Genomic DNA, 23,904 nt, shown 5'->3' with positions numbered 1-23,904 from the left:
GGCCCAGACGAGGCCTCAAGCCGCCGCCGGCCGTCGTCCGGCCGCCGTCGCCAGTTCGCGGATGCCGGGCTCGATGTGCTGCAGCGCAATCGAGGAGATGCCCAGCCGCATGAAGCGTGACGGCTTTTCGGTGCGGTCGAAGAAACGGTCGCCAGGCTCGATGATGACGCTGCGCGAGGCGGCGGCCTCGGCCAGCCCGCGCGAATCGGTGCCGCGCGGCCCTTCGAGCCAGAGCGACGCGCCGCCGGCGGAATCGGTCGAGCGCCACTCCGGCAGAAAGGCGGAAATCGCATGGATCAGACGCTTGCGCCGTTCGTCGAAGGCGCTCGACAGCCGCCGCACCAGCGCCTCGTGATGGCCAAGCGACAGGAACAGCGCGACCGCGCGCTGGTTGTTGGCCGGCGGATGACGCAGCATGAAGCGACGCAGCGCGCGAAGCTCGGAGATCAGCCCGGCCGAGGCGACAATGTAGCCGAGCCTAAGGCCCGGAGCCAGCGTCTTCGACATCGAGCCGACATAGATGACGCGGCCGGAACGGTCGAGGCTCTTCAGCGCCTGCTGCGGCGCCTCGTCCAGAAGCTGGCTGTCATAGCCGTCCTCGATGATGATCTGGTTATGGCGGTTGGCGCGCGCCAGCAGGTCCTGCCGGCGCTCCGCCGACAGCGGCACCATGGTCGGGCAATGGTGGCTGGGCGTCACGAAGACGAAGCCGGAATCGTTGGGAATAGAAGCGGTTACAATGCCGGAATGGTCGACCGGAACCGGTGCGACGTCGGCACCCGCCAGCCGGAAAATCGAGCGTGCATCGGGATATCCGGGGTCTTCCATGGCCACCTTGGAGCCCTTGGTCATCAGCAGCGTCGCCAGCATGTAGAGCGCGTTCTGCGCGCCGAGCGTGACGATGATCTCATCGGGATTGGCGAAGATCCCGCGCCGCGGCAACAGCCGCGCCTGGATCTGCTCGATCAAAAGCGGATCGTCGCGGTCGACCATGTCGGACGCCCAATTGCGGATCTCGAGCACGGCCAGCGCCATGCGGTTGCACTCGCGCCACTCGGCTGTCGGGAACAGTGCCGGATCGAACTGGCCATAGACGAAGGGGTAGGACGACTTGATCCAGTTGTCGTGCTTGGCCGGCGGCGGCATGTCACTGGCCGCGATCTGCCGGCGCGCCTTCCAGTCGATCTCATTGGCCTGGTCTGGCGCCTTCTGGTGCGGTTTGGCCGGCGTCGCCAGCACGTCCGGATTGACGAAATGGCCGCGCCGTTCGCGCGCCACCAGGAAACCCTGGTCGACGAGCTGCTGGAATGCCAGCACGACGGTGCCGCGCGCCACGCCGAGTTTCTCGGCCAGGATCCGGCAGGACGGAAGCGGCATCGAAGCGGCGATTTGCCGGTCGAGGATGGCGGCGACGATCGCTTGGCGGATCTGCGCCTGCAGGGTCTGGCCGGATTCCGCCGAAATCCGGAACAGGCCGGACCATATGGCCGTGTCGTTTCGCTGTGGCATGGGGATGTTCCTCGATGGCCAGCCTTTTTCACCTGGCTGGACCAGTCGAATGTACCGGTGGCACAAGCTGTTGCGCCAATCAATTTTTCTGATCACTGGGATTTACGCCAGTGATCCTTCCCAAGGGTGACGCAAAGCGTCATCCCGCTGGTGACGCAGCGCGTAATCCCGCTGGTGACGCAAAGCGTCATCCGGCTGCCTGACGCAGCGCGCCATCCCCCGCGTGCCGCGTTGCGTCATCGCTGCCTGACGCAACGCGTCATCGCGGCGCATTGAAACCAGTCGATTTCGGCTAGATAGTTCGGCGCGACGACACGCGCCGGAAACACCCGGTCTGTTATGTTGGCATTTCAAGGCTCGGAGTGAGGCAGTGGATCAATCGTCCTTTCAAAAACAGCTCGACGCCCTGCGCGATCACCGTGCGGCCAAATCGGGCAGCATGCGCGAGGCTTTCGCCGCCGATCCGCAGCGCTTCGAAAAATTCTCCGCCACCGACGGCGACCTGCTGCTCGACTGGTCGAAATGCGCGGTCGATGCGCAGACGATGGATCTGCTCGAGAAGCTGGCGGCAGCCGCCGATCTCGAAGGCCGGCGCGCTGCGATGTTCTCGGGCAAGAAGATCAACGTCACCGAAGGCCGCGCCGTGCTGCACACCGCGCTGCGCAACCTGAACGGCAAGGGCATCGTGCTCGACGGCCAGGACGTGAAGGCGCAGGTTATCGCCGTGCTCGATGCGATGGGCGGCTTCGCCGATGCCGTGCGCTCCGGCAAGGCGGCCGGCGCCACTGGCAAGAAGATCACCGACATCGTCAACATCGGCATCGGCGGGTCCGACCTTGGCCCGGCCATGGCGACGCTGGCGCTGGCGCCCTATCACGACGGGCCGCGCACGCATTACGTGTCGAACATCGATGGCGCCCATATCCACGACACGCTGAAGGGCCTCTCCGCCGAAACCACGCTGTTCATCGTTGCTTCCAAGACCTTCACCACCATCGAGACGATGACCAATGCCGAGACGGCGCGCGAATGGGTGCAGAAGGCGCTCGGCAAGGAAGCGGTCGGCAAGCATTTCGCCGCCGTCTCGACGGCGCTCGACCTGGTGGCCAAGTTCGGCATTGCGTCCGACCGCGTCTTCGGCTTCTGGGACTGGGTCGGCGGACGCTATTCGGTGTGGGGCGCGATCGGCCTGCCGGTGATGATCGCCGTCGGCCCGAAGAATTTTCGCGCCTTTCTCGATGGCGCGCATGCGATGGATGAACATTTCCAGACGGCGCCGCTGGCCAGCAACCTGCCGGCGCTGATGGGGCTGATCGGCTGGTGGCATCGGGTGATCTGCCAATACCCCGCCCGCGCCGTCATTCCCTACGACCAGCGCCTGTCCAGGCTGCCGGCCTATCTGCAGCAGCTCGATATGGAATCGAACGGCAAGAGCGTCACCCTCGACGGCGGCGCTGTCCAGACGCCGACCGGCCCGCTGGTCTGGGGCGAGCCCGGCACCAATGGCCAGCACGCCTTCTTCCAGCTGCTGCACCAGGGCACCGATTTCATTCCGGTCGAATTCCTCGCCGCAGCCATCGGCCATGAGCCGGATCTCAATCATCACCACGACCTGTTGCTCGCCAACTGCCTGGCGCAGTCGGAGGCGTTCATGAAGGGTCGCACGCTGGAGGAAGCGCGTGCGCAGATGCTGGCAAAGGGCATGGCGCCCACCGAGGTCGACAGGATCGCCCCGCATCGCGTCTTCTCCGGCAACCGGCCCTCGGTGACGATCCTCTACAGACAACTCGATCCGCATACGTTCGGACGGCTGATCGCGCTCTATGAGCACCGCGTCTTCGTCGAGGGCACGCTCTTCAACATCAATTCCTTCGACCAGTGGGGCGTCGAGTTGGGCAAGGAACTGGCGACCGGGCTGCTGCCTGTCGTGGAAGGCAAGGAGAATGCCGCAAAGCGGGACGCTTCGACTGCCGGACTGGTGGGACACATCCATCGATTGCGCGGATCGGAGTAAGCGGCTTGGCCGAGATCAAGGGAATATTGTTCGACAAGGACGGCACCCTTGTCGACTTCAACGCGACGTGGCTCGGCGTTGCCGATTTCATGGCGATGGATGCGGCGGAGGGCGACCGCTGGAAGGCCGACAGGCTGCTTGCCGCGGCGGGCTACGATTTCGCCACCAAACGCTTCAAGCCCGATTCCATCTTTGCCTCCGGCACCAACATGGATGTCGTCGAGCTTTGGTTTCCGCGACTGTCGGATGAAGACCAGATGCTTGCCGTCGCCCGCTTCAACGAGATCACGTCGGTGCAGGGCTCGTCGATGGCGGTGGCGCTGCCGGGCATCGTCGAGACGCTTGGCGTTCTTCACAGGAAATCCTACCGGCTCGGCGTCGCCACCAACGATTCGACCACTGGCGCTGAGAAGACATTGCTCACGCTGGGCGTCGCGCAGCTGTTCGACGCCGCCTATGGTTACGACGCGGTGGCCAATCCGAAACCGGCGCCCGACACGATCCTCGCCTTCTCGGACCTGACCGGCCTGAGGCCTGCCGCGATCGCCGTGGTCGGCGACAATCGCCACGATCTGGAGATGGCGCGGGCCGGCGGCTGCGGTCTGGCGATCGGCGTGCTTTCCGGCACCGGCACGCGGGAATCGCTGTCGCAGATCGCCGACGTCATTCTGGATTCGGTTGCCGATCTGCCCGACTTTCTTTCGGCAAAGGTCAAGGAGACGATCTGAACTCGCCTCCGGGTTGCTCCGGCTCGAACGAGAAGACGCCGCTCGGCTTCGTCGCCGTGCCTTGGCCGACATCCGGCACCTGGTATTCGGCCAGAAGGTGAAGCCGCGAGCGGGGCAAGTAGGCGCGGCCCGGGTCGCCGATCAGCACATTGATGCCGGCGGCCAGGCAGCGGTCGAGGAAGGGGATGACCCGGTCGGCGAGATCTTGCCGGTAAAACAAGTCGCCGGCTGCCACGACGTCCACTGGCGGCGGCGGACCAGCGGTGATGTCCTCGCCGACGACCGTGATTTCGACGCCGTTCGCCGCCGCATTGAGACCGAGCGCGGCGACGCCATTGCGGTCGATCTCGGATGCAATCACTTGGCTGGCGCCGGCCCTTGCCGCGGCGATACCGACGAGGCCAGACCCGGCGCCGAGATCGAGCACGCGAAGCCCAGCCACGGTCTCCGGCCGATCGAGGATGTAGCGGGCAAGCACCGCGCCGCCGGCCCAGGCATAGGCCCAGTAAGGAGGCTGCGGCTCGGGGCCATCCTCGTCGGCTTCGTTTGCTTCTTCTTCCGGCTCGGCTGCTCGTCCTTGTGGACGCGTCAGCCGCCACAGTCCGCTCGCTGGATGGGCTGCATAAAGCCGGATTTCGGGAAGCGCGGCAACAGGGGCGATACGCATGTTCGCCTTGATGAACGTTAGCGGATCGGGACGGGAAAGCGTATCCGCCGCGTCATCGACAGTAAGGCTATCGGCCAAAATTGTCCCTATTCCCGCCCAAATTCTTCCTATTCCCGCAACGCCCGCCGCAGGATCTTGCCGACCGGCGTCTTCGGCAGTTCGGTCCGAAACTCGATGTATTTTGGCCGCTTGTAACCGGTCAGGTTCTCGCGGCAATAGACAGTCAGCACCTCTGCGGTCAGCGACGGGTCCTTCTTGACGACGAACAGCTTCGGCACTTCGCCTGAATGCTCGTCCGGCACGCCGATCGCGGCCACTTCGAGCACGCCCGGATGCAGCGCCACCACTTCCTCGAGTTCGTTCGGATAGACGTTGAAGCCGGACACAAGGATCATGTCTTTCTTGCGGTCGACGATCTTGGTGAAGCCGCGCTCGTCCATGAAGCCCATGTCGCCCGACTTGAAGAAACCGTCCTTGGTCATCACCTTGGCGGTCTCGTCCGGCCGGTTCCAGTAACCGGCCATCACCTGCGGTCCGCGGATGCAGATCTCGCCGACTTCGCCGGGCGGCAAATCATTGCCGTCTTCGTCGCGGATGGCGATCTCGGTCGAGGGCAGCGGCAGGCCGATCGTGCCGGTGAAGTTGCCGTCGCTGAATGTGTTGGCGGTGGCCACCGGCGAGGTTTCCGAAAGCCCGTAGCCCTCGGTGACCGGGCAGCCGGTCAACGCCTTCCAGCGTTCGGCGACACCCTTCTGCACCGCCATGCCGCCACCCAGCGTCAGGATCAGCGGCCTGAAGTCGAGCTTGCGGAAATCCTCATTGTTGAGCAGCGCGTTGAACAGCGTGTTGAGGCCTGGAAAGATGTGGATCGGGTATTTGCCGAGTTGCTTGACGAAGCCGGGAATGTCGCGCGGATTGGGAATGAGTATGTTCTGGCCACCCAGTTGCATGCCCATCAGCGCGTTCACCGTCAGCGCGAAGATATGATAGAGCGGCAGCGCGCAGATGAAGTTGAGATGCGCCGGCTTGGGCTTGACCGTGAAGGCGTCCTCGATCCACAGCGCGTTCTGCGCGACGTTGGCCAGCACGTTGCTGTGCAGCAGCACCGCGCCCTTCGAGATGCCGGTGGTGCCGCCGGTATATTGCAGGAAGGCGACGTCGTCGGCAGCGACCTTCGCCGGCTTGAAATTCATGCCGGCGGCTGCCTTCAACGCTGCGTTGAACTTGACATGGCCCGGCAGCGACCAGGCCGGCACCATCTTCTTCACGCGGCGCACGACGAGATTGACGATCGTCCCCTTCAGGCCGCCAAGCATGTCGCCCATCGCCGCGACCACGACATGCTTGACCGCCGTTTTGGCGATCACCGCCTGCAAGGTGCTGGCGAAATTCTCGAGAATGACGATGGCTTGCGCGCCGGAATCCTTGAGCTGATGTTCCAGCTCGCGCGGCGTGTAGAGCGGGTTGACGTTGACCATGACATAGCCAGCGCGCAGCACTGCCATCATCGCAACCGGATATTGCAGCACGTTCGGCATCATCAGCGCCACGCGTGCGCCTTTCGGCAGTCCCGTCGATTGCAGATAGGCGCCGAAGGCGGCCGATTGCCGCTCGACTTCCGCATAGGTGATGGTCTTGCCCATGCAGGTAAAGGCAGGCCGGCTGGCGTACTGCTTGCAGACGTCGGCGAGCAGATCGCCGATGGAGCCGAAGGGCAGAGCGCCGATCTCGGCCGGAACGACTTTCGGATAGCTTTTGAGCCAGGGTTTTTCCGGCAATCCGGCGGCAACCACATTCGGCAGCCTTGTGGCCGGACCTGGGTTTGACGTCGATGCAGCCGCTGTCGGTGCCGCCTTCGCCGCTGGTTTGGCGGCGGCGGGCTTTGCGCCACCCTTCGCGGATACATTGGCCTTGGCGGGCACCGCGGCCGCCTTCGGCTTGGCTTTGGCCGTCGGCGCTTTTAGCTTGTCGGGGCTGGCCGGTTTCGCAGCAGTTTTGGCCTTGGCTGTCGCTGGTGCCGTCGTCCTTGGTGTTTTTGCCACTCGTCCCTCCCTCGATTGTTCTTATTGTCTCTGCCTGCTCGCCGCGTCGCCTCCGAATGACAGAGACGTCCTCCACTGCTGCCGGCATCCAGGAAATCCAGCCTGTCATCTATGTATTGCGACTATCGGCAGCCGTGCAAGTCTGCGCCTGCGGCAAGGTGGGAAGAAATCGTCCGCGGCAACGACCAGCCGAAGGTCGCAGTTCCTCACCAACGCCGGGTTGAAGATCAATAAAAAAATGCAGTCGTTAACATTACCGTGATAGGCGGTAATTGACATTTCCTTCTCCTTTTTGGCGAGTGCGCAGAAATAAATTCTGCTTCCCATGGGGTAAGCAAACCGGGTGTTCCAAAGCCGGAAAAACGGTGCTTATATGCGCGCTTCACGAGCCTGATAGAGGGGCTTGGAAGAACATCAGGGAGTCCTCCATGAAAAAGAAACTGACTTTTGCGGCCGCGTTGCTGGCCGCAAGCGTCCTCGGCGGCATGGCCAATGCGAAACAGCTGGTCTACTGCTCGGAGGCGTCGCCGGCCGGCTTCGACCCGTCGCCGTGGAGCGGTGGCAACGATTTCGACGCGTCGTCGCGCACCATCTATTCGCGCCTGGTCGAGTTCGAACACGGCAAGACCACCATCACGCCTGGCCTCGCCGAGAGCTGGACGGTTTCCGACGACGGTCTCGAATACACGTTCAAGCTTCGGCCGGGCGTGAAGTTCCAGACCACCGACTACTTCACGCCGACGCGCGATCTCAACGCCGACGACGTGATCTTCTCCTTCGAGCGCCAGTGGAAGAAGGAAAACCCGTGGTTCGACTATCTGGCAGGCACCGGCTGGGAATATTTTGCCGGCATGGGCTTCCCGGATCTTCTCAAGGAAATCGTCAAGGTCGACGACCTGACGGTGAAGTTCGTGCTGAACAAGCCTGAGGTCGCTTTTCTGCCGGATCTCGGCATGGATTTCGCTTCGATCGTCTCCAAGGAATATGCCGACCAGCTCGACAAGGCTGGCACCATGCAGCAATTCACCCAGAAGCCGATCGGCACCGGTCCGTTCCAGTTCGTCGACTATCAGGTCGACGCGGTCATCCGCTATGCGGCATGGGACGGCTACTATGGCGGCCGCCAGAAGATCGACGATCTGATCTTTGCCATCACCACCGATCCGGCCGTGCGCGCGCAGAAGCTGAAGGCGGGCGAGTGCGATATCATGTCGTACCCGGCGCCGGCCGACATTGCCGGCCTGAAAGCCGACCCGAACCTCAAGGTCGACGAGCAGGAAGGCCTGAACATCGGCTACATGGCCTACAACACGACGCAGGCGCCCTTCGACAAGGTCGAGGTCCGCAAGGCCCTCAACATGGCCGTCAACAAGCAGGCCATTCTCGATGCCGTCTATCAGGGCGCTGGCCAGGCGGCGATAAACCCGATCCCGCCGACGATGTGGTCCTATAACAAGGAGGTCAAGGACGATCCCTACGATCCCGAGGCGGCCAAGAAGATGCTGACTGATGCCGGCGTCACGGATCTGTCGATGAAGATCTGGGCAATGCCGGTCAGCCGCCCGTACAATCCGAATGCCCAACGGGTCGCGGAACTGATCCAGGCCGACTACGCCAAGATCGGCGTGAAGGCCGAGATCGTCAGCTACGAATGGACCGAGTATCGCGAACGCGGCAAGCAGAAGGACCGTGACGGGGCCTTCCAGCTCGGCTGGACCGGCGACAATGGCGACCCGGACAACTTCCTGTTTCTGCTCGGCTGCGATGCCATCGGCCAGTCCAACTATGCGATCTGGTGCAACCAGGAGTTCGAAGCCCTCCTGCAGAAGGGCAAGGCGACCACGGACGTCGCCGAGCGCACCAAGATCTACGAGGAGGCTCAGGTCGTGTTCAAGCGTGAGGCGCCGTGGCTGACCATCGCCCATTCCAAGGTCTTCATGCCGATGAACAAGAAAGTTACGGGCTTCGTCATGGATCCGCTCGGCATTCATCGGTTTGACGGCGTCGACGTCACCGAATAACTCCTGAGAAATAGAACGGCGGCGCTGGACTTCCGGCGCCGCCGTTCTATGAAGTAAGATGCTCCGCTATCTCCTCCACAAGCTCGCCTTGATCATCCCGACCGTGTTCGGCATATCGCTGGCGGCGTTCGCTTTCGTCCGGCTTCTGCCGGGCGACCCGATCACGGCGCTCGCCGGCGAGCGCGGCGTCAGTCCCGAACGCTATGCCGAGCTCGTCGAGCGGTTTGGCTATGACAGGCCTTATGTCGTCCAGTATCTCGAGTATATCGGCAGGGTCCTGACCGGCGACTTCGGCATATCGCTCGCCACCAAACGGCCGGTGCTGGGTGAATTCCAGGCGCTGTTTCCGGCGACGCTGGAACTGGCGACGATCGCGCTGATCATCGCCGTCCTCATCGGCATTCCCGCCGGCATCTTCGCCGCGGTCAAGCGCGGATCATGGTTCGACCAGGCGACGATGGGCGTGGCGCTGACCGGCTATTCGATGCCGATCTTCTGGTGGGGGCTGCTGCTCATCATCTTCTTCTCCGGCTATCTCGGCTGGACGCCGGTGTCCGGCCGCATCGGCCTTCAATATTTCTTCAAGCCGACGACTGGGTTCATGCTGATCGACAGCCTGATCTCCGGCAAGAGCGGCGCTTTCAGGTCCGCCGCCAGTCACCTGGTCCTGCCGGCGATCGTGCTGGCGACGATCCCGCTCGCCGTCATAGCGCGCCAGACCCGGTCGGCGATGCTGGAGGTGCTGGGCGAAGACTACGTCCGCACCGCCCGCGCCAAGGGCCTGGCGCCGCGTCGGGTCATCGGCCTCCACGCTTTTCGCAATGCGCTGATCCCGGTCGTCACCACCATCGGCCTGCAGGTCGGCACGCTGATGGCGGGCGCCATCCTGACCGAAACGATCTTTTCCTGGCCCGGTATCGGCAAGTGGATGATCGACGCGATCGCCAAGCGCGACTATGTCGTCGTCCAGAGCGGCTTGCTGATCATCGCACTGATCGTCATGGCGGTGAACTTGATCGTCGACGTGCTCTACGCCGTCATCAACCCACGTATCCGGGTGCAGTGAGATGACCGACCAAACCACGGCCGAAGCCACCGCCGCCTCCATTCCGACCGGCGGCCGGCAACGCGCCTTCACCGAGTTCTGGCATTACTACTCGATGAACACCGGCGCCGTCATCGGCCTGGTCGTGTTCACTGCGCTGGTGCTGGTGGCGATCTTCGCGCCATTGGTCGCGCCGCATTCGCCTGACGAACAGTTCCGCGATGCGCTGCTGGCGCCGCCGGCCTGGCAGGAGGGCGGCAGATCGACGTTCCTGCTCGGCACCGACGCCGTTGGCCGCGACATGCTTTCGCGGCTGATTTTCGGGGCTCGGTTCTCGCTGTTCATCGGTCTGGTCGTCGTTGTTTTCTCGCTGACCAGCGGTATCGTCCTCGGCGTGCTCGCCGGCTATTTCCGCGGCTGGGTCGATACGCTGATCATGCGCGTCATGGACGTCATCCTGGCCTTCCCGTCGCTGCTGCTTGCCCTGGTTCTGGTGGCGATCCTCGGACCCGGCCTGTTCAACGCCATGCTGGCGATCGCGCTGGTGCTGCAGCCGCATTTCGCGCGGCTCACCCGTGCGGCGGTGATGGCCGAAAAGAACCGCGAATATGTCATCTCCGCCAAGGTGGCCGGTGCCAGCCATCTCAGGCTGATGGTGAAGACGATCTTGCCGAACTGCATGGCGCCGCTGATCGTGCAGGCGACGCTGTCCTTCTCCAACGCCATTCTCGAGGCCGCGGCTCTCGGCTTCCTTGGCGTCGGCGCGCAGCCGCCGCCGCCGGAATGGGGCACCATGCTGGCCACGGCGCGCGAGTTCATCCTGCGCGCGCCATGGGTGGTGACCTTCCCCGGCCTTGCCATCCTGATCACAGTGCTCGCCATCAACCTGATCGGCGATGGCCTGCGCGATGCCTTCGACCCCAAGCTGAAGCGGTCGTGACCATGCCTCTTCTCGAGATCAAGAACCTCACAGTGTCCTTCGATACCGCTGCCGGACCGTTTATGGCCGTGCAAGGCATCGACCTGTCGATCGAGCCGCGCGAGGTGCTGGCGATCGTCGGCGAATCCGGCTCCGGCAAATCGGTGGCGATGCTGGCGGTGATGGGGCTGTTGCCGAACACGGCGACGGTAAAGGCCGATCGCATGGCCTTCGACGGCATCGACCTGCTTGAGCTCAGCCCGTCCGAGCGCCGCAAGATCGTCGGCAAGGACATCTCGATGATCTTCCAGGAGCCAATCGCCAGTCTCAATCCGTGCTTCTCCGCCGGCTTCCAGATCGAGGAGGTGCTGCGCTTCCATTTGGGCATGGACCGCGCCCAGCGCCGGGCCCGAGCCATCGAACTGATGAAGCTGGTCGGCATCGCCGATCCGGAAGAGCGGCTGAACTCGTTCCCGCACCAGATGTCGGGCGGCCAGTGCCAGCGCGTCATGATTGCCATCGCCATCGCCTGCAATCCCAAGCTGCTGATCGCCGACGAGCCGACCACCGCGCTTGACGTCACCATCCAGAAGCAGATCCTCGATCTTTTGGTCGGCCTGCAAGCCAAATACGGCATGGGGCTGATCATGATCACCCACAATATGGGCGTCGTCGCCGAGACAGCCGACCGCGTCATCGTCCAGTACAAGGGCCGCAAGATGGAAGAGGCCGACGTTCTGTCGCTGTTCGAGCAGCCGAAGAGCAACTACACGCGCGCGCTGCTGTCGGCGCTGCCGGAGAACGCCGTCGGCGACCGGCTGCCGACCATTTCCGACATGCTGTTCGAACCGGCCCCTTCTGCTGCTGGAGCCGGGCGTGCTGCGGGAGCCGCGTCATGAGCGTGACGGTTCTCGAAGGCAAGAACATCGTGCGCGACTACCATGTCGGCGGCGGCCTGTTTCGTCCCTCGCGCACGGTGCATGCGGTCAAGGGCGTTTCGTTCAGTGTCGACAAGGGCAAGACGCTGGCCATCGTCGGCGAAAGCGGCTGCGGCAAGTCGACGCTCGCACGTATCATCACGCTGATCGATCCGGCGACAGCGGGCGAACTCTTCATCGACGGCAACAAGGTCGACATCGCCAAAAATGGGCTGACGAAGGAGATGCGTCGCAAGGTGCAGATCGTCTTCCAGAACCCCTATGGTTCGCTCAATCCGCGCCAGAAGATCGGCGACGTGCTGGGCGAGCCGCTGCTCATCAACACCGACACGCCAGCCGACGAACGGCGCGATCTCGCCATGAAGATGCTGAAGAAGGTCGGCCTTGGACCGGAGCACTACAACCGCTATCCGCACATGTTCTCGGGCGGCCAGCGCCAGCGCATCGCCATTGCCCGCGCGCTGATGCTCAATCCGAGCCTTTTGGTGCTCGACGAGCCGGTCTCGGCGCTCGATCTGTCGGTGCAGGCGCAGGTGCTCAACCTGCTCTCCGACCTGCAGGACGAGTTCGAGCTGACCTATGTCTTCATCAGCCACGACCTGTCGGTGGTGCGCTACATCGCCGACGAGGTGATGGTCATGTATTATGGCGAGGCCGTCGAGTACGGCTCGCGCGACGAGGTCTTTGCCGACCCCAAGCACAGCTACACCAAAACGCTGTTCGCGGCGACGCCGCGCGCCGACGTTGCCAGCATCAAGGCGAGGCTGGCGAAGAAGAAGGCCGCCTGACGCCGCAATTGCGGTACCCAGCCCATGCTGAGGTTCAGGGCGCCGGCTGATCAAAGACTACAGCGACGGCGATTCCTACGGAATGCAGTGCTTCTCGACGTCACGCGCGGTGAACTCTGCTGCTCGCCGCCATGCTTCGTCGGTATCTCCCCGGTAAGTCAGGTATCGATCGCAGACAGGTTTGTTGTTGCTCAAATCCAGCACTGCAAACTTCACCCAGCCGACCAGCGTGCTCATCTTGTGCACCTGACCGATCAGGAGATATTTCGCGCTGGCTGTTTTTGCCTGTTTCGAGAGATCGACAAGGCCGGGGTCCTTGATGGTGCACTGTTCTGCCTGACAGGGTAACGCGACCAGCTTGATCTTCTCCGAAAGGCCATCCTGCAACGTAACGCCAAATGCCTTCAGTCGCGCTTCGTGTTCGGCGGTCTGGTCCCTGACTTCGCCTGATGTATCCCTGAACTCGAAATCCGCGACGGCGAGGGTCGCTGGCTCGACGACATCGGCAAAAGCGGCCGGCGCAAGTAGACCAGCGACCATCAGGATCAGGAAAAATTGTCCACACTCAAAAAGTCGAAATCGAACTTCCGCACTTTGCACCTTGAGCATCTCGTTTCTCCGAGGTTAGGACGATACCCATCCCAATGACGGTGCCGATTTGTCTCTTCGCGCTGCTGGAAGACGCGGAAGCGGGCGCAGACTACCCGGTTGCGTCGCGACGTCAACTTTCAACCTGTTACTGGGTGGACTCCACCTCCGCCACAACCAGCTTGCCTTTGGCGCGCGAGATTTCGAGTGCCTGGCCGGCCCCTGCCAACGCGCCCGGGACCGAGATCACGAACGCCTGGCCCTCGCTGAGGGTCGCGACGAAGCGCACTGGCAGGTTTTCTTCGCCCGCCGCCATCGTGGTGACCACCCGGTAGCCGTCATCCGCCTCCGTGTAGTAGACGACGCCATGAAAATTGCCGAGATCAACGGTCCCACCCTGACGGGCCGTGAGTTCGCCGGCAGAAGCGGAACCTGCCACGACGCAAAGCGCCGCAAGTGCTGTGTGTCTGAACATCGTGTTTCTCTCCATTTGGAATTGTCGTTTGGGTGGGTGGTCGCCTGCGGTTGCATCCCCAAAATTTACGCGGCGAGCTGATCCTCACGGGCAGCCGCGATCATTACGCTGGCGAGCAACCCGTAGGCCGCCTCCCAAGCCTCGCGGACAGCCGGCGTAAAAGCCGTGCCGAGGCCGGCCGCCAGCGTCTCGATGAGCGCTTGCCCGACGATCGGGTAATGACGCTCCTCGACACCGTAAGTCACGTGACGCCTGGCGAGCACGCGCACCGTCGGCAGGATGGTGTCGGCTCGGTCCAGTCCATGCACGACGAAGCCGAGGCTCGCTATTAGCTTGGCGCCTTGCTTGGTCATGTCTGTCACCGGAAACAGCGCGCGAAGATCCGCGTCGATCGCGAACAGACGCTCGTAGAACAGCGCGGCGGCGGCCACGCGGATCGGCACGATCTCGCGAAAACTGTCCTGGACAAGTCTGGTCTGGTCGGGTGTCATCGGCGACGCTCCTGGGTTCCTGGTCTTGCGGCGACCATCGCCCCAAAGCGTTTCGCTTGCATGTCGCCTGCGCCTGGATGTGTTTCAGTTGTGTCTCAATTGGTTTCAGTTCGCGCTCATTTGTCTTCTTTATCTAGAGGCATGCCGAGAGTGCCAGGCCGAACTCTCGCCGACCTCGACCTTGCCATAGCTGAAAACCTGGGGCGCGGCGCCAGCTTGGAACTGCATCGGCAGTCGGTCATTATATCGGAGAGCCAGCGGCTCCTCCCCTATGCCTCCGTTCGGATGGAGAAATCATGCTGCGGATATTCATTGCTTCGTCTTTTCTTCTCGCCTTCGGTGCGCCCTCAGCCACGCTCGCGCAGGGCAGCAGCATCGAGAGCGAGACAGGCCGCGTTGCGGTCGAGACCTTTGCCGAAGGGCTCGAGCATCCCTGGGGCGCGACTTACCTGCCCGACGGCGCGTTGCTGGTCACCGAGCGTCCGGGGCGGCTGCGGTTTGTCTCGACCGACGGAGCCGTTTCCGACCCGATCGACGGTGTGCCGGACGTCCTTGCCAGCGGACAAGGCGGTCTGCTAGATGTGGCGCTCGATCCGGACTTTGCCAACAACCGAACGGTTTATCTCTCCTATTCGGAGGAACGCGGCGGCGGCGCGGCCACCTCGGTCGGTCGTGGACGCCTGGACGAGAACGGCAGCGCGCTTTCGAACTTCGAAGTGATCTTCCGGCAGGAACCAGCCGTATCCAGCCGGCTGCACTACGGCTCCCGCCTGGTATTCGCGCCGGATGGCAAGCTCTTCGTCACGCTCGGTGAGCGCGGCAAGATGCGAGAGGCGCAGGACCCGAACAATCACCTCGGCACGATCGTCCGCATCAACCCCGATGGTTCCGTGCCTGACGACAATCCCTTCGTCGGCAAGGACGGCGCCGACGAGATCTGGTCCTACGGCCATCGCAATGTGCAAAGTGCTGCGCTCCATCCCCAAACCGGCGTGCTCTGGACGGCGGAAATGGGACCGCTCGGCGGCGATGAGCTGAACATTCCGCAAGCGGGCAGGAATCACGGCTGGCCCGTGGTCAGCTGGGGCCGGCACTATTCGGGCGAACGCATCCCCGAACCGTCGACGCGGCCGGAGTTTGCCGACTCAATCCATAGCTGGACACCCGTCATCTCGCCTTCCGGCATGACTTTCTACACCGGCGACATGTTTGCCGATTGGCGCGGCGACCTCTTGATTGGCGGACTGTCGGCGGAAGGCATCGTTCGTGTCAGGATCGACGGAAAGCAGGTCGCCGGCGAGGAAGTCCTCGCTCTCGGCAGGCGTATCCGGGACGTGGTGCAGGCTCCCGACGGCGCGGTCATGGCGTTGACCGACGAACCAGCGGGAAGGATATTGCGACTGACGCCGGGAGCGTCGCAGTGATGCCGCGCGGTGCGACAGGCGCGTTTTCTGAACTGGTCGCTCTACCCTCGGAATCCCGCTAAGCCTTGAGAAATATTAGTGTCGCTTAGTGACGCGAAGACCTGAGTGAAATTCAAAAGTCCTGCATTTGCCACAGAAATTGCTGATTTTGTTGCGCTCTGCGTGGCGCTGAACTCATTCGAGGACGGGATTAGACTGCGGCCCGGCGAAGTGGGTCCGAATATTCTGTCCGGCTTCTTTAGAAAGCTAAAGGCCAGTTCTCCGCGCGGCAGTCGCGACCCTGGCCGACAAATCGCCCGACAGTGCCGCTGCGAGCCTGACGGGTGCGCCTGTAGCGGCAACGCTAGCCAACTACCCGACAGCCTTATGTCCAGGTGCATGACTGAAGCGGCCGGTGCCGGTGGTCGTCGGTACCTCGGCGAGCACGTCTCATGTACTGTCTAGATTTGCCGGCCTAGCCGGTCCTGTGGGCGTAGCTAATGACGTTCTTTGTCTTCTTGCACGTGGAGCAGACCTCTTTTCGTCGGCTGAATCCGAATGCGCAGGCAAGCTCTCGTGTCTTGTGATTGGCGTGCTGGCGAATTGACAGTTTGATACTGTCCGCAATGCAGTCGTCGCGAACGGCGCGGGGAGCTTTCCCTTGGATGAACTCCCGTACAGTGTCCAAGACCGTCATGTGCTATTCAGCGTGGCAATCGACACGTCGGCGAACTTTTTGAAGAGGAGCTGCTTCTGATTAATCGGGAGTGGCTCCGCTCTGAACACTTGCCGGTACATGTCCTCTCCGTCCCGAAGAATGAAAAACAGGAGATAGAGCATCAGGAAAAAGTTGATCAGAAAGGCGGCTGCGTTCTGGCCTGCGCTGAGGAACAACGAAAGCACGAATTCGCTACTGCGTAGTATCGCCGATTGGAGCTTTTCAGTGATTGCGCCGAGATCGATCCCGATCCCGGTCATCAATTGCCCAAGCTCAGGCTGGAACAGGTTTTCCAGTCTGAGAAGCTCCGCGCCAGGATCGACGGCGCCACTCTGGATGCGGGTGTAGAGCGACATGCCCTCGCGGATGACCATGGAGCCCAGGAGAAGCGCCGGGATCTGGACGAAGACGAAGATCGCCAGCACCGTCAACGCGGCCGCAAGGCTGGGCCGCCCGGATAGCCGCGAGTCGATCCATTTCATCAGCGGGTGGAACAGAATGCCGATCACGATGGCCCAGAATATCGGCTGCCAGACGACACCCAGGACCTTCGCAAGCGCGACGGTTGCACCTATGGCCAATAGGATCAGGATGGCGTTGGGACTCAGGGACAACGCCTTGGCTCCTCCTTAAAATGGTGCAAAGGGCAAGCCCATGCAGTGCGGCTTTCAACCACCGAGCGCGATCGTAAGTGCAACAATGGCGCTTCCGAGGACGGCCATTGCGAGGCCGGTCAGCCAGGGGGCGATGTTCCTCGCACGGATGAAGTCCGATCATAGTTACATAGCGCCATCCTTCGCGCGAGCGGTAGGAACCGTTGTCGGGGCCAATTGCCCAATTTTCCACCATCGCGGAATAGCCGTTCAGAGAAAAGATCGTTGAGGCGTACGCGAATGGCAAGGTCGCGCCGATACCGTTGAAAAAGTCCGTAACCAAGCGCAGGATTGTTCGTCGTCTCCGCGTGGCTTGATTCGCGGCGGGGGAAAGCCGCCCAGATAGTCAACGTCAGGTCACGACGCGTTGAAGCGACTGGCAGAGGCCAGCACAAGCGAGCACTAGACACGCTGCGGGCGACGAGCATACCTCGCTACGCCGGCGCATCGACCGATCGCAACTGAACGGAGGTGAACAATGAGCACGACACGTCCAGCCGGGCCAATAGCCGGCAGAATGATGCTTCATGCGCTGGCACGGAACTGGTGGCTGATCCTGCTGCGCGGCATCTGTGGGATTCTGTTCGGCGTGCTGACCTTCATCTGGCCGGGTATCTCGCTTGTGACGCTCGTCCTGCTCTACGGCGCCTATGCGCTCGTCGACGGCGTGCTGGCGCTCATTGCAGCCATCAAGGGCGGGGCGCCGGCGCCGCGATGGTGGCTGGCGCTGGTCGGCGTGCTCGGCATCCTTGCGGGTCTGGTCGCGATGGCCTTGCCGGGCATGACCGCGATCGTGCTTGTCTTGTTTATAGCAGGCTGGATGATCGCCACCGGCGTCATGCAGATCATCGGCGCGATCCGGCTCAGGAAGGAGATCGACAACGAGTGGTGGCTGGTCGCGGCGGGAGCGCTATCCGTGCTGGTCGGCGCGATCATCGCGATAGCTCCGGGCGCCGGGGCGCTCGGTCTGCTCTGGGTCATCGGCGCCTATGCCATCGTCTTCGGCGTGATGCTGGTCGGGCTGGCGTTCCGGCTGCGCAGGCACAGCCATGAGGGCCACGCCCATGGGGCGGCCGCATAATGCCGGACCCGCTTCCCTCCCGGAACGAAGGCGTGGCGAAGTCGGCCGTCCGCGACTTTGTCGCGAGGGTGACGAAGGACGGCGGCCCGGACTGCGTGCCGCCGGCCGAACGCATCGCGCCAACCTTGACCGCTACCAGATCGTCAAAGGTTGGCTCGACAAGAATGGCAATCTGCACGAGAAAATCTACGACGTCGCATGGTCGGGCGACCGCAAGCCAGCGGCGACGGCAAATTTCGTTCGGTAGGCAGCACCGTCGATGTGGAGAATGCGACCTGGACGAATACGATCGGCGCGCCCGAGCTCATCAAGGTGTGGAAAGACCCGGAGTTCGACCCGAGCTTGCCCGCCCTCTACTGCGACCGAGTGATCGAGATCCCGACGCCGCGCCGGACTGCCTACGATGCCAAGCGATATGGGGTCGACTCTCTGCCGGGGACAGCAATGACGATCACCGAGCGAGCCTACACATCGCCGATCTGGTACACGCCGCTGACCTCGCGCGGTGTCGCAATTCACCCGTTCCAGACCTTCTTCCAACAAAACAGGAAGGCCTGGCTTGGGTCAGATCGCGTCATGCAACGCTCGCAACTGAATGACCGTAGAGAGCGAAAAGTTGCCCTTGGCTCATCTGCGCGAGCAGGTCGCGCCAGACATTGCTGGCGCCTGCTTCGGCGGAGTGACCAGATCCACCTGCTGGCACAGGGCTTTGCAGTCACCTTTCCGCTAATCTCTCGCCTTCAGGTCGAGAATTTCCACATCGAGTTCTTCGCGCTTCCGGGCCAGTTCGAAGATCCGCTGTGCGGGCGCCGGCCCGAAAACGGGAATCGCGCGTGAAACCAATGATGACCGCGATTTTCAGCTTGGACATGTTGCTACCTCATGCTCCCGATCACGGAAGTCTACGAAAGGAACGTAGGGAGAAGCAGAAGCCGGCAAGATCGTTTTGTAGACAGTGATGGGCTCAAAGGCCGTATGATAGGAGCTTGGCGATTGCCCCTCGGAAGCCTATCTGTCGTTTGAATGACGCCGCGAGGAATGATGCCGGCTCAACGATCCGAACTCGCTGAAGCATCGCTGTCGACTGGTCCGGTGGGGTTGGAATATCCGCCTGATCTCCAGTTGGTCCGGCGCCGACCCATTTCGCTAGTCACGACAGATGATGGCACGGCGCTCGACTGGCTGATGTCGGGGACGGCAGCATCCGCCGGACCGGCAGAGCTGCTGGACGGCGTCATCGCCCGACTGGTCGCGGCAGGCCAGCCGATCGAGCGGGCAACGCTCAACATGTCGACGCTGCATCCGCAGCTTGTGGGCATCACGGCGCACTGGCACGGAGATCTCGGTGTCTGTGATGAGGTGGAAGTCAACGCGCATGTCCGCGAAACAACCGACTACCTGACCAGCCCCCTCAGGCCGATCATCGAGGAGGGCCGGTCAATTCGGGTGAACCCCCAGGACTCAGTGGCGCAGTCGACATACCCGATCATGCAGACCCTCGCGGAGGCCGGATACACGGACTATTGGGGCTTCGCGCTGAAGCGGGACGACCGCCAGTTTACGCTGATGACGCTTGCCACACGGCAAGCAGGGGGCTTTTCCCGCGCCACCATCGAAGCCGTCGAGGCGTTGCGCCCGGCTCTGGCGCTCAATGTCGAGATCGTCTCGCGTGGCAAGATCGCGGAGCACGTGCTCGATGCGTATCTCGGCCGACGCATCGGCAAGCGGGTCCTCGCCGGTGACATAAGGCGCGGATTTGGCGAGACCATCGAGGCGGTCATCTGGGTATCCGACATGCGCAACTTCACCAGCCTCTCGGATCGCATCGATAGCGCCGAGATGATCTGGTTGCTGAACGCCTTTTTCGAAGGTCTCGTGGATGCGGTGCATGAACAAGGCGGTGAGGTCCTGAAATTTGTCGGTGATGGCATGCTGGCGGCCTTTCCCATTTTCGGCATGCAGTCGGCGCCGGCCGCCGCCGCTGCGGCACTCGCCGCCGCTCGGAACGGTTTGGTTGCGGTGGACAGCCTGAACGAGGCTCAGTCCGGCGAGCCGTCGCGCGACCTTTCCTGGCGGCCGCTCAGCATGGGAATTGCGCTGCATCGCGGTCCCGTATTCTTCGGCAATATCGGATCCAGGGATCGGCTCGACTTCACCGCCATTGGGCGCACTGTCAATCTGGCCGCGCGGATCGAACCGCTATCGAAAACGACCGGGCGGCGCTTGCTCCTGTCCGACAGGGTTGCTGAATTGATCGAAGAGCCCGTCGAGGAATTGGGCGACTTCCCCATCCGCGGCATCCCTGACCCTGTGAGCCTGTTCACCGTACCGGAACACGGACTCTGACGCCGCTGGTTGAAGCGACGCATTGGAGCTCCAAACCTCGCGTCAGCCGGGTTCGGCGGTCGCAAGGCGCAACATGGTCGCCAAACGCCGCGAAGCTGCAAACACAATCGGCAAAGGTGGAGCCGCAGCGGGTCCGACGGTCTTCCTGTCTTGGAAAGTCCAAGCGCACCTACCATCAGCAGCTGTGGCCTCCAGTACGAGCGGCGTCCCCCTCATTAGGCTGGGCTCCTGTCAATGCCGCTTTCCGGTTCGCGAAGACCCGTTAGTGCCCGGCGGCCACCGCTTTTGTGCTGGGCCAACCTCGCCGGACCGCGTCTATTGCGATCACCACCACAGCATCGCTACTGCCGTCGATCCTCGTCGACCCCGTTCGGGGTTCCACCTCGCCCAACGACGCGCCGCGTAAACTAGGTGGCGGGCGGCGGCCCCCGAACCGGTCAAGGGCTTGACGCGATGCGCTCCACGTCAGGTCGCACACCGCCGATCAGTGCAGTGGGAGACCGCAGACCATGCACTTCTGTTGAAGCGAGCGGTGGGTATTTGTGATCATTACCTCCCCAGCTGTCGACTGGGCCTGCCGCTGAAACCAGCCGCCTGCATATCGGGTAGGCCCCACATTCGACCCCACCCCCGCCCGAGCGCGTGCCGGCGACCGGCCGTCCCGGCAGCGGCTATCTCGCAAGCCGACGTGCAGCGTCAAAACTCCACCAGCTGGCCGCCGCCAACGCCGAAATGGATAGGAAGTTGCCATTCGGCTCAACAGCCAACGAGCACGTTGCGCCACTACCGGTCATTCGCAGCGCGCCTCGTTAGCTGACCTTCAGCCACCGGCAGGAGTCGACCCCCTTTTGCGGACACTGGTTGTCATCCGGATAGGAGAACACAGGATAAAGGTTCATGATGCTAACATCCCGATTATTAGCCCGCCCAAGGCCCGGCTGCTCTTGAACGTATAAGCTTCGACACGATGGCCGGGATGGCAGCCTCGAACATCGTCGGCTTGGCGATTATTCTGACCGCGGCGTCCACGCTGCACCCGGGCGGCATCACCGAGATAGAGACCTCGGCACAGGCGGCGGAAGCGCTGCGCCCTCTTGCCGGCCCCTTGCTTCGACGCTCTTCGCCCTGGGCATCGTCGGCACGGGCCTCCTTGCAGTGCCTGTTCTGGCCGGCTCGGCACAGCTTACGCGATCGGCGAAGCGCTACGCTGGCCCACCGGGCTGACGCGAAAGCCCCTGAAAGCAAAAGCCTTCAACGGAACAATCATGCTCGCGACCGTGATCGGGGCGGTGCTCAACTTCACGCCGATAAGACGGCGGTGATCAACGGCATCATCGCCGTTCCGGTCATGGGGAGCATGATGTATTTCGCCACACGCCGGGATGTGCTCGGGCAGTTCGTCGTCACCGGGGTGCTCAAATCGCTTGGATGGCTGACCACCGTCGTGATGGCTGTGGCTGTTGTAACGATGGGGGTGGCCGCCTTCGCCTGACGTGCCGGGCGTAGGAGGGGCCCGATTCCCTGGCAAATCAAATTCGGTCAATCTTCGCGGCCTGCCTGCATGTCCTTCACAGTATTTGGCGATCGGGCGAGCCGTTTCGTTGGTCAGCGTTAGCCATTCCGGCATGATGCCCGATCCAACCGCTCGACTACGCCGTCAGGCGTGAGGGAGGCCTGCGGGGCAAAGATGCAGCCGATTGCGCAGCGAGCCGATGGGAAGGCGTCTACCGGCTGTGGAATTCAAATGCCGATTACGCGGGTCGATCCCACGCTGCGGAAACCGGGTTGGACATCACCGCGTCCATCTTGCCCACCTGGACCGGGGCCTGAGCTTGGCGGCATGGCGGAGTTGCTCCCAATTGATCGCATCTTCGACTATCCGGCCATCTTGGCATTCCGTCGAACGCGTTCATCGACGCACCCATTTTCCTTCGTTCACGCGTGAGATGTGCGATCGATTTCATTTCGGAGCCGGCCATGCTTATTTTCCTTGGCTACTGGAACTTTCAGTGAGAGCGCATGTTGGTTTCCCAGCTATGGGAGAGAAACCATGAACAAGGATGAAGTGAAGCGCTCTGCGAAAAGCGGCGAAGTGAAGGCAAAGCCTGGCAAACCGGCTGGTGACAAGAAAATGAGTGCCGGCGGAACTGCCGGCAAGCTTGACGAAAGCACCAAGAAGGGCCTTGGGAAGACCGAGGACAAGATCAAGGATCGTCTCAAGGGTTGATCAGACGTCAGGGCCGCAACCGTATCGCGGCCCTGCTGCCTAGACCCTTACATTCGGATCGTTGACGGTCACCGACCGCAGCACCTACACAGCCTGTTCTCACCCGCATCAGTGACTTCAGGCTCGTCGGTCATTTGCCGCTTGCCAAATTCACGGAACTCGCGACCTTGTTCGGCGGCGATGCCGGTTTCCCGCACCAAGCCTTGGATATGCATTAAGGTCGGACTTAGAGCGCTAAACAACTCTGCCGGTTGGGACGTCAACGGCCGATTCTGCACAATAACGGTTGCGGCGATCGCGCCGCCATGTTTCTGATGGACTACAGCATGGAGCAAAAAGTTGCCTACGATCCGGTCGTCACCCGGATGGTTCGCTCGCTCAAGCCAGAAGATTGCTGACGGCTGGTCCGCACAATCCTTGGAACTTCGAGGGCACGGACCCGTTTTTGCTCCATACCGACGGGAAGGAGCAAATCATGACAAACCAGGACCCCGACATTCGTGAGACCCACGATCTTATCGCCAGCGACATGGTCGTCGGCACCAACGTCTATGACATCCAAGGAAATCACATCGGGCAGGTCGAAAGGCTGATCCTCGAGAAGAGGGGCGGCAGGGTATCCTATGCCGTTCTCAGCTTTGGTGGTTTTCTTGGAATTGGCGACGACTACTATCCGCTGCCGTGGCAGAAGCTCGACTATGACGAGAGCCTTGCAGGCTTCCGCATTGACATCACGAAGGAGCAAGTTGAAGGCGCTCCGCGCTATGCTCGCGACCAGGATTTCGACTGGAATGCCGAGAGTGGCCGCCGCGTTTACGACTACTACGGCGTCCGACCGTATTGGGTGTAGCGAAGCCTCTATTGCGCGTTCGTGCCGGCAAGGCGAGTTGGACCGACGGGCCCTTCGCAGAGACCAACCCTTCGCAGAGACCAAGGAGCATCTGGGTGGCTTCCTGCTCATCGAGCGAAGAACCTTGCGGAGGCGACGGAGATCGCGGAGCGGGACTCGGATGGGGGCGATCGAGGTGCGCGAGACCGCCGGTTTTTTAGCTTCGAAATGCCCCGGCTACTTCCAGCAGCCGCAAACGTCCGCTTCCGTGACGCCAATAGGCGGCCGGAATGGCCGATTCGGGTCATGCGCGCTGCTTGGGCCCGAATGTCCGGTTTCTGAAAGTAAAATCGGTCCCGGAAGGTCCGGTCAGGGTCAGGTTTTACCGTTCGAGCTGGCCACCGGAATGGGCAACTAGCGCC

The 23,904-nt window shown here is 62.4% G+C and carries 19 protein-coding genes and 2 pseudogenes; 14 read left to right on the top strand and 7 right to left on the bottom strand.

Translation table 11 applies throughout. The features are described from left to right. Positions 1-15 precede the first annotated feature (15 nt). Positions 16-1,509, bottom strand: a complete 1,494-nt coding sequence (gene pdxR / locus AC0L15_RS13395; RefSeq protein ID WP_023802891.1) for a MocR-like pyridoxine biosynthesis transcription factor PdxR — start codon at positions 1,507-1,509, stop codon at positions 16-18. 370 nt (positions 1,510-1,879) lie between these two features. Between pdxR and pgi the strand changes: the two genes are divergently transcribed. Together pgi and AC0L15_RS13385 are read left to right on the top strand one after the other, a co-directional pair. Continuing rightward, the gene (gene pgi, locus AC0L15_RS13390) at positions 1,880-3,523 is read left to right on the top strand and encodes a glucose-6-phosphate isomerase (RefSeq protein ID WP_287066905.1); all 1,644 of its coding nucleotides are present in this window, start codon (positions 1,880-1,882) and stop codon (positions 3,521-3,523) included. 5 nt (positions 3,524-3,528) lie between these two features. Further along, positions 3,529-4,251 (top strand): HAD family hydrolase, encoded by a 723-nt coding sequence (locus tag AC0L15_RS13385; protein ID WP_023802893.1) that lies wholly within the window; start codon positions 3,529-3,531, stop codon positions 4,249-4,251. Here the strand turns inward: AC0L15_RS13385 and AC0L15_RS13380 are convergent. Together AC0L15_RS13380 and AC0L15_RS13375 are read right to left on the bottom strand one after the other, a co-directional pair. Next, positions 4,235-4,996: a class I SAM-dependent methyltransferase gene (locus tag AC0L15_RS13380; protein WP_473480047.1), complete on the bottom strand. Its 762-nt coding sequence runs from the start codon at positions 4,994-4,996 to the stop codon at positions 4,235-4,237. The genes AC0L15_RS13385 and AC0L15_RS13380 overlap by 17 nt on opposite strands. A 29-nt stretch (positions 4,997-5,025) precedes the next feature. Then, positions 5,026-6,960 carry a long-chain fatty acid--CoA ligase gene (locus AC0L15_RS13375; protein WP_128168287.1) on the bottom strand — a complete coding sequence of 645 codons (1,935 nt, stop codon included), beginning with the start codon at positions 6,958-6,960 and terminating at the stop codon, positions 5,026-5,028. A gap of 428 nt (positions 6,961-7,388) precedes the next feature. On the opposite strand from AC0L15_RS13375, the gene AC0L15_RS13370 reads away from it, so the two are divergent. Genes AC0L15_RS13370 through AC0L15_RS13350 form a run of 5 tightly spaced genes read left to right on the top strand, consistent with a single transcriptional unit; the run spans position 7,389 to position 12,671 of the window. Next, complete coding sequence (locus tag AC0L15_RS13370; protein WP_287250642.1) at positions 7,389-8,981, top strand: ABC transporter substrate-binding protein; 1,593 nt, start codon at positions 7,389-7,391, stop codon at positions 8,979-8,981. A 58-nt stretch (positions 8,982-9,039) separates the two neighbouring features. Further along, positions 9,040-10,047 carry an ABC transporter permease subunit gene (locus tag AC0L15_RS13365; RefSeq protein ID WP_027151636.1) on the top strand — a complete coding sequence of 336 codons (1,008 nt, stop codon included), beginning with the start codon at positions 9,040-9,042 and terminating at the stop codon, positions 10,045-10,047. Between the two features lies 1 nt (position 10,048). Continuing rightward, a complete protein-coding gene (locus AC0L15_RS13360) occupies positions 10,049-10,966 on the top strand; it encodes an ABC transporter permease subunit (protein ID WP_473496467.1) in 918 nt (305 codons plus the stop codon). 2 nt (positions 10,967-10,968) lie between these two features. Further along, on the top strand, positions 10,969-11,844 hold the full coding sequence (locus AC0L15_RS13355; protein ID WP_287250658.1) for an ABC transporter ATP-binding protein: 876 nt from the start codon (positions 10,969-10,971) through the stop codon (positions 11,842-11,844). Continuing rightward, positions 11,841-12,671, top strand: a complete 831-nt coding sequence (locus AC0L15_RS13350; RefSeq protein WP_287250644.1) for a dipeptide ABC transporter ATP-binding protein — start codon at positions 11,841-11,843, stop codon at positions 12,669-12,671. Before AC0L15_RS13355 ends, AC0L15_RS13350 begins: the two co-directional genes overlap by 4 nt. Before the next feature lie 75 nt (positions 12,672-12,746). On the opposite strand, the gene AC0L15_RS13345 is transcribed toward AC0L15_RS13350, so the two are convergent. The 3 genes from AC0L15_RS13345 to AC0L15_RS13335 form a co-directional block, all read right to left on the bottom strand. Beyond that, complete coding sequence (locus AC0L15_RS13345) at positions 12,747-13,280, bottom strand: DUF2380 domain-containing protein (protein ID WP_287066902.1); 534 nt, start codon at positions 13,278-13,280, stop codon at positions 12,747-12,749. Positions 13,281-13,407: 127 nt separating this feature from the next. After that, positions 13,408-13,734, bottom strand: coding sequence for a hypothetical protein (locus AC0L15_RS13340; protein WP_287250646.1), 327 nt, complete (start codon positions 13,732-13,734; stop codon positions 13,408-13,410). 65 nt (positions 13,735-13,799) lie between these two features. Continuing rightward, positions 13,800-14,225: a globin family protein gene (locus AC0L15_RS13335; RefSeq protein ID WP_023802903.1), complete on the bottom strand. Its 426-nt coding sequence runs from the start codon at positions 14,223-14,225 to the stop codon at positions 13,800-13,802. 296 nt (positions 14,226-14,521) lie between these two features. Here AC0L15_RS13335 and AC0L15_RS13330 point away from each other — a divergent pair, with 296 nt between their 5' ends. Then, positions 14,522-15,649, top strand: coding sequence for a PQQ-dependent sugar dehydrogenase (locus AC0L15_RS13330; RefSeq protein WP_287066900.1), 1,128 nt, complete (start codon positions 14,522-14,524; stop codon positions 15,647-15,649). A gap of 672 nt (positions 15,650-16,321) precedes the next feature. Here the strand turns inward: AC0L15_RS13330 and AC0L15_RS13325 are convergent. Further along, positions 16,322-16,927, bottom strand: a complete 606-nt coding sequence (locus AC0L15_RS13325) for an AI-2E family transporter (protein WP_473496470.1) — start codon at positions 16,925-16,927, stop codon at positions 16,322-16,324. Positions 16,928-17,477: 550 nt separating this feature from the next. Here AC0L15_RS13325 and AC0L15_RS13320 point away from each other — a divergent pair. The 6 genes and pseudogenes from AC0L15_RS13320 to AC0L15_RS13295 all read left to right on the top strand — a co-directional run bounded on the left by AC0L15_RS13320 (position 17,478) and on the right by AC0L15_RS13295 (position 23,503). Continuing rightward, a complete protein-coding gene (locus AC0L15_RS13320; RefSeq protein ID WP_287250650.1) occupies positions 17,478-18,080 on the top strand; it encodes an HdeD family acid-resistance protein in 603 nt (200 codons plus the stop codon). A gap of 118 nt (positions 18,081-18,198) precedes the next feature. Beyond that, positions 18,199-18,572 (top strand): annotated as a pseudogene (locus tag AC0L15_RS13315) (DUF3604 domain-containing protein); the annotation flags it as partial. A 795-nt stretch (positions 18,573-19,367) separates the two neighbouring features. Then, positions 19,368-20,426 carry an adenylate/guanylate cyclase domain-containing protein gene (locus tag AC0L15_RS13310; protein ID WP_473496466.1) on the top strand — a complete coding sequence of 353 codons (1,059 nt, stop codon included), beginning with the start codon at positions 19,368-19,370 and terminating at the stop codon, positions 20,424-20,426. A gap of 922 nt (positions 20,427-21,348) precedes the next feature. After that, positions 21,349-21,918: pseudogene (locus AC0L15_RS13305) on the top strand (divalent metal cation transporter); the annotation flags it as partial. A 558-nt stretch (positions 21,919-22,476) separates the two neighbouring features. Continuing rightward, entirely contained in the window at positions 22,477-22,653 is a 177-nt protein-coding gene (locus AC0L15_RS13300; protein ID WP_023799002.1) for a hypothetical protein, read from the top strand. 475 nt (positions 22,654-23,128) lie between these two features. After that, on the top strand, positions 23,129-23,503 hold the full coding sequence (locus AC0L15_RS13295) for a PRC-barrel domain-containing protein (protein ID WP_023799003.1): 375 nt from the start codon (positions 23,129-23,131) through the stop codon (positions 23,501-23,503). Positions 23,504-23,904 lie beyond the last annotated feature (401 nt).

The organism is Mesorhizobium sp. WSM4846, assembly GCF_055811415.1.
This window is presented reverse-complemented; position numbering and strand designations above follow the sequence as displayed.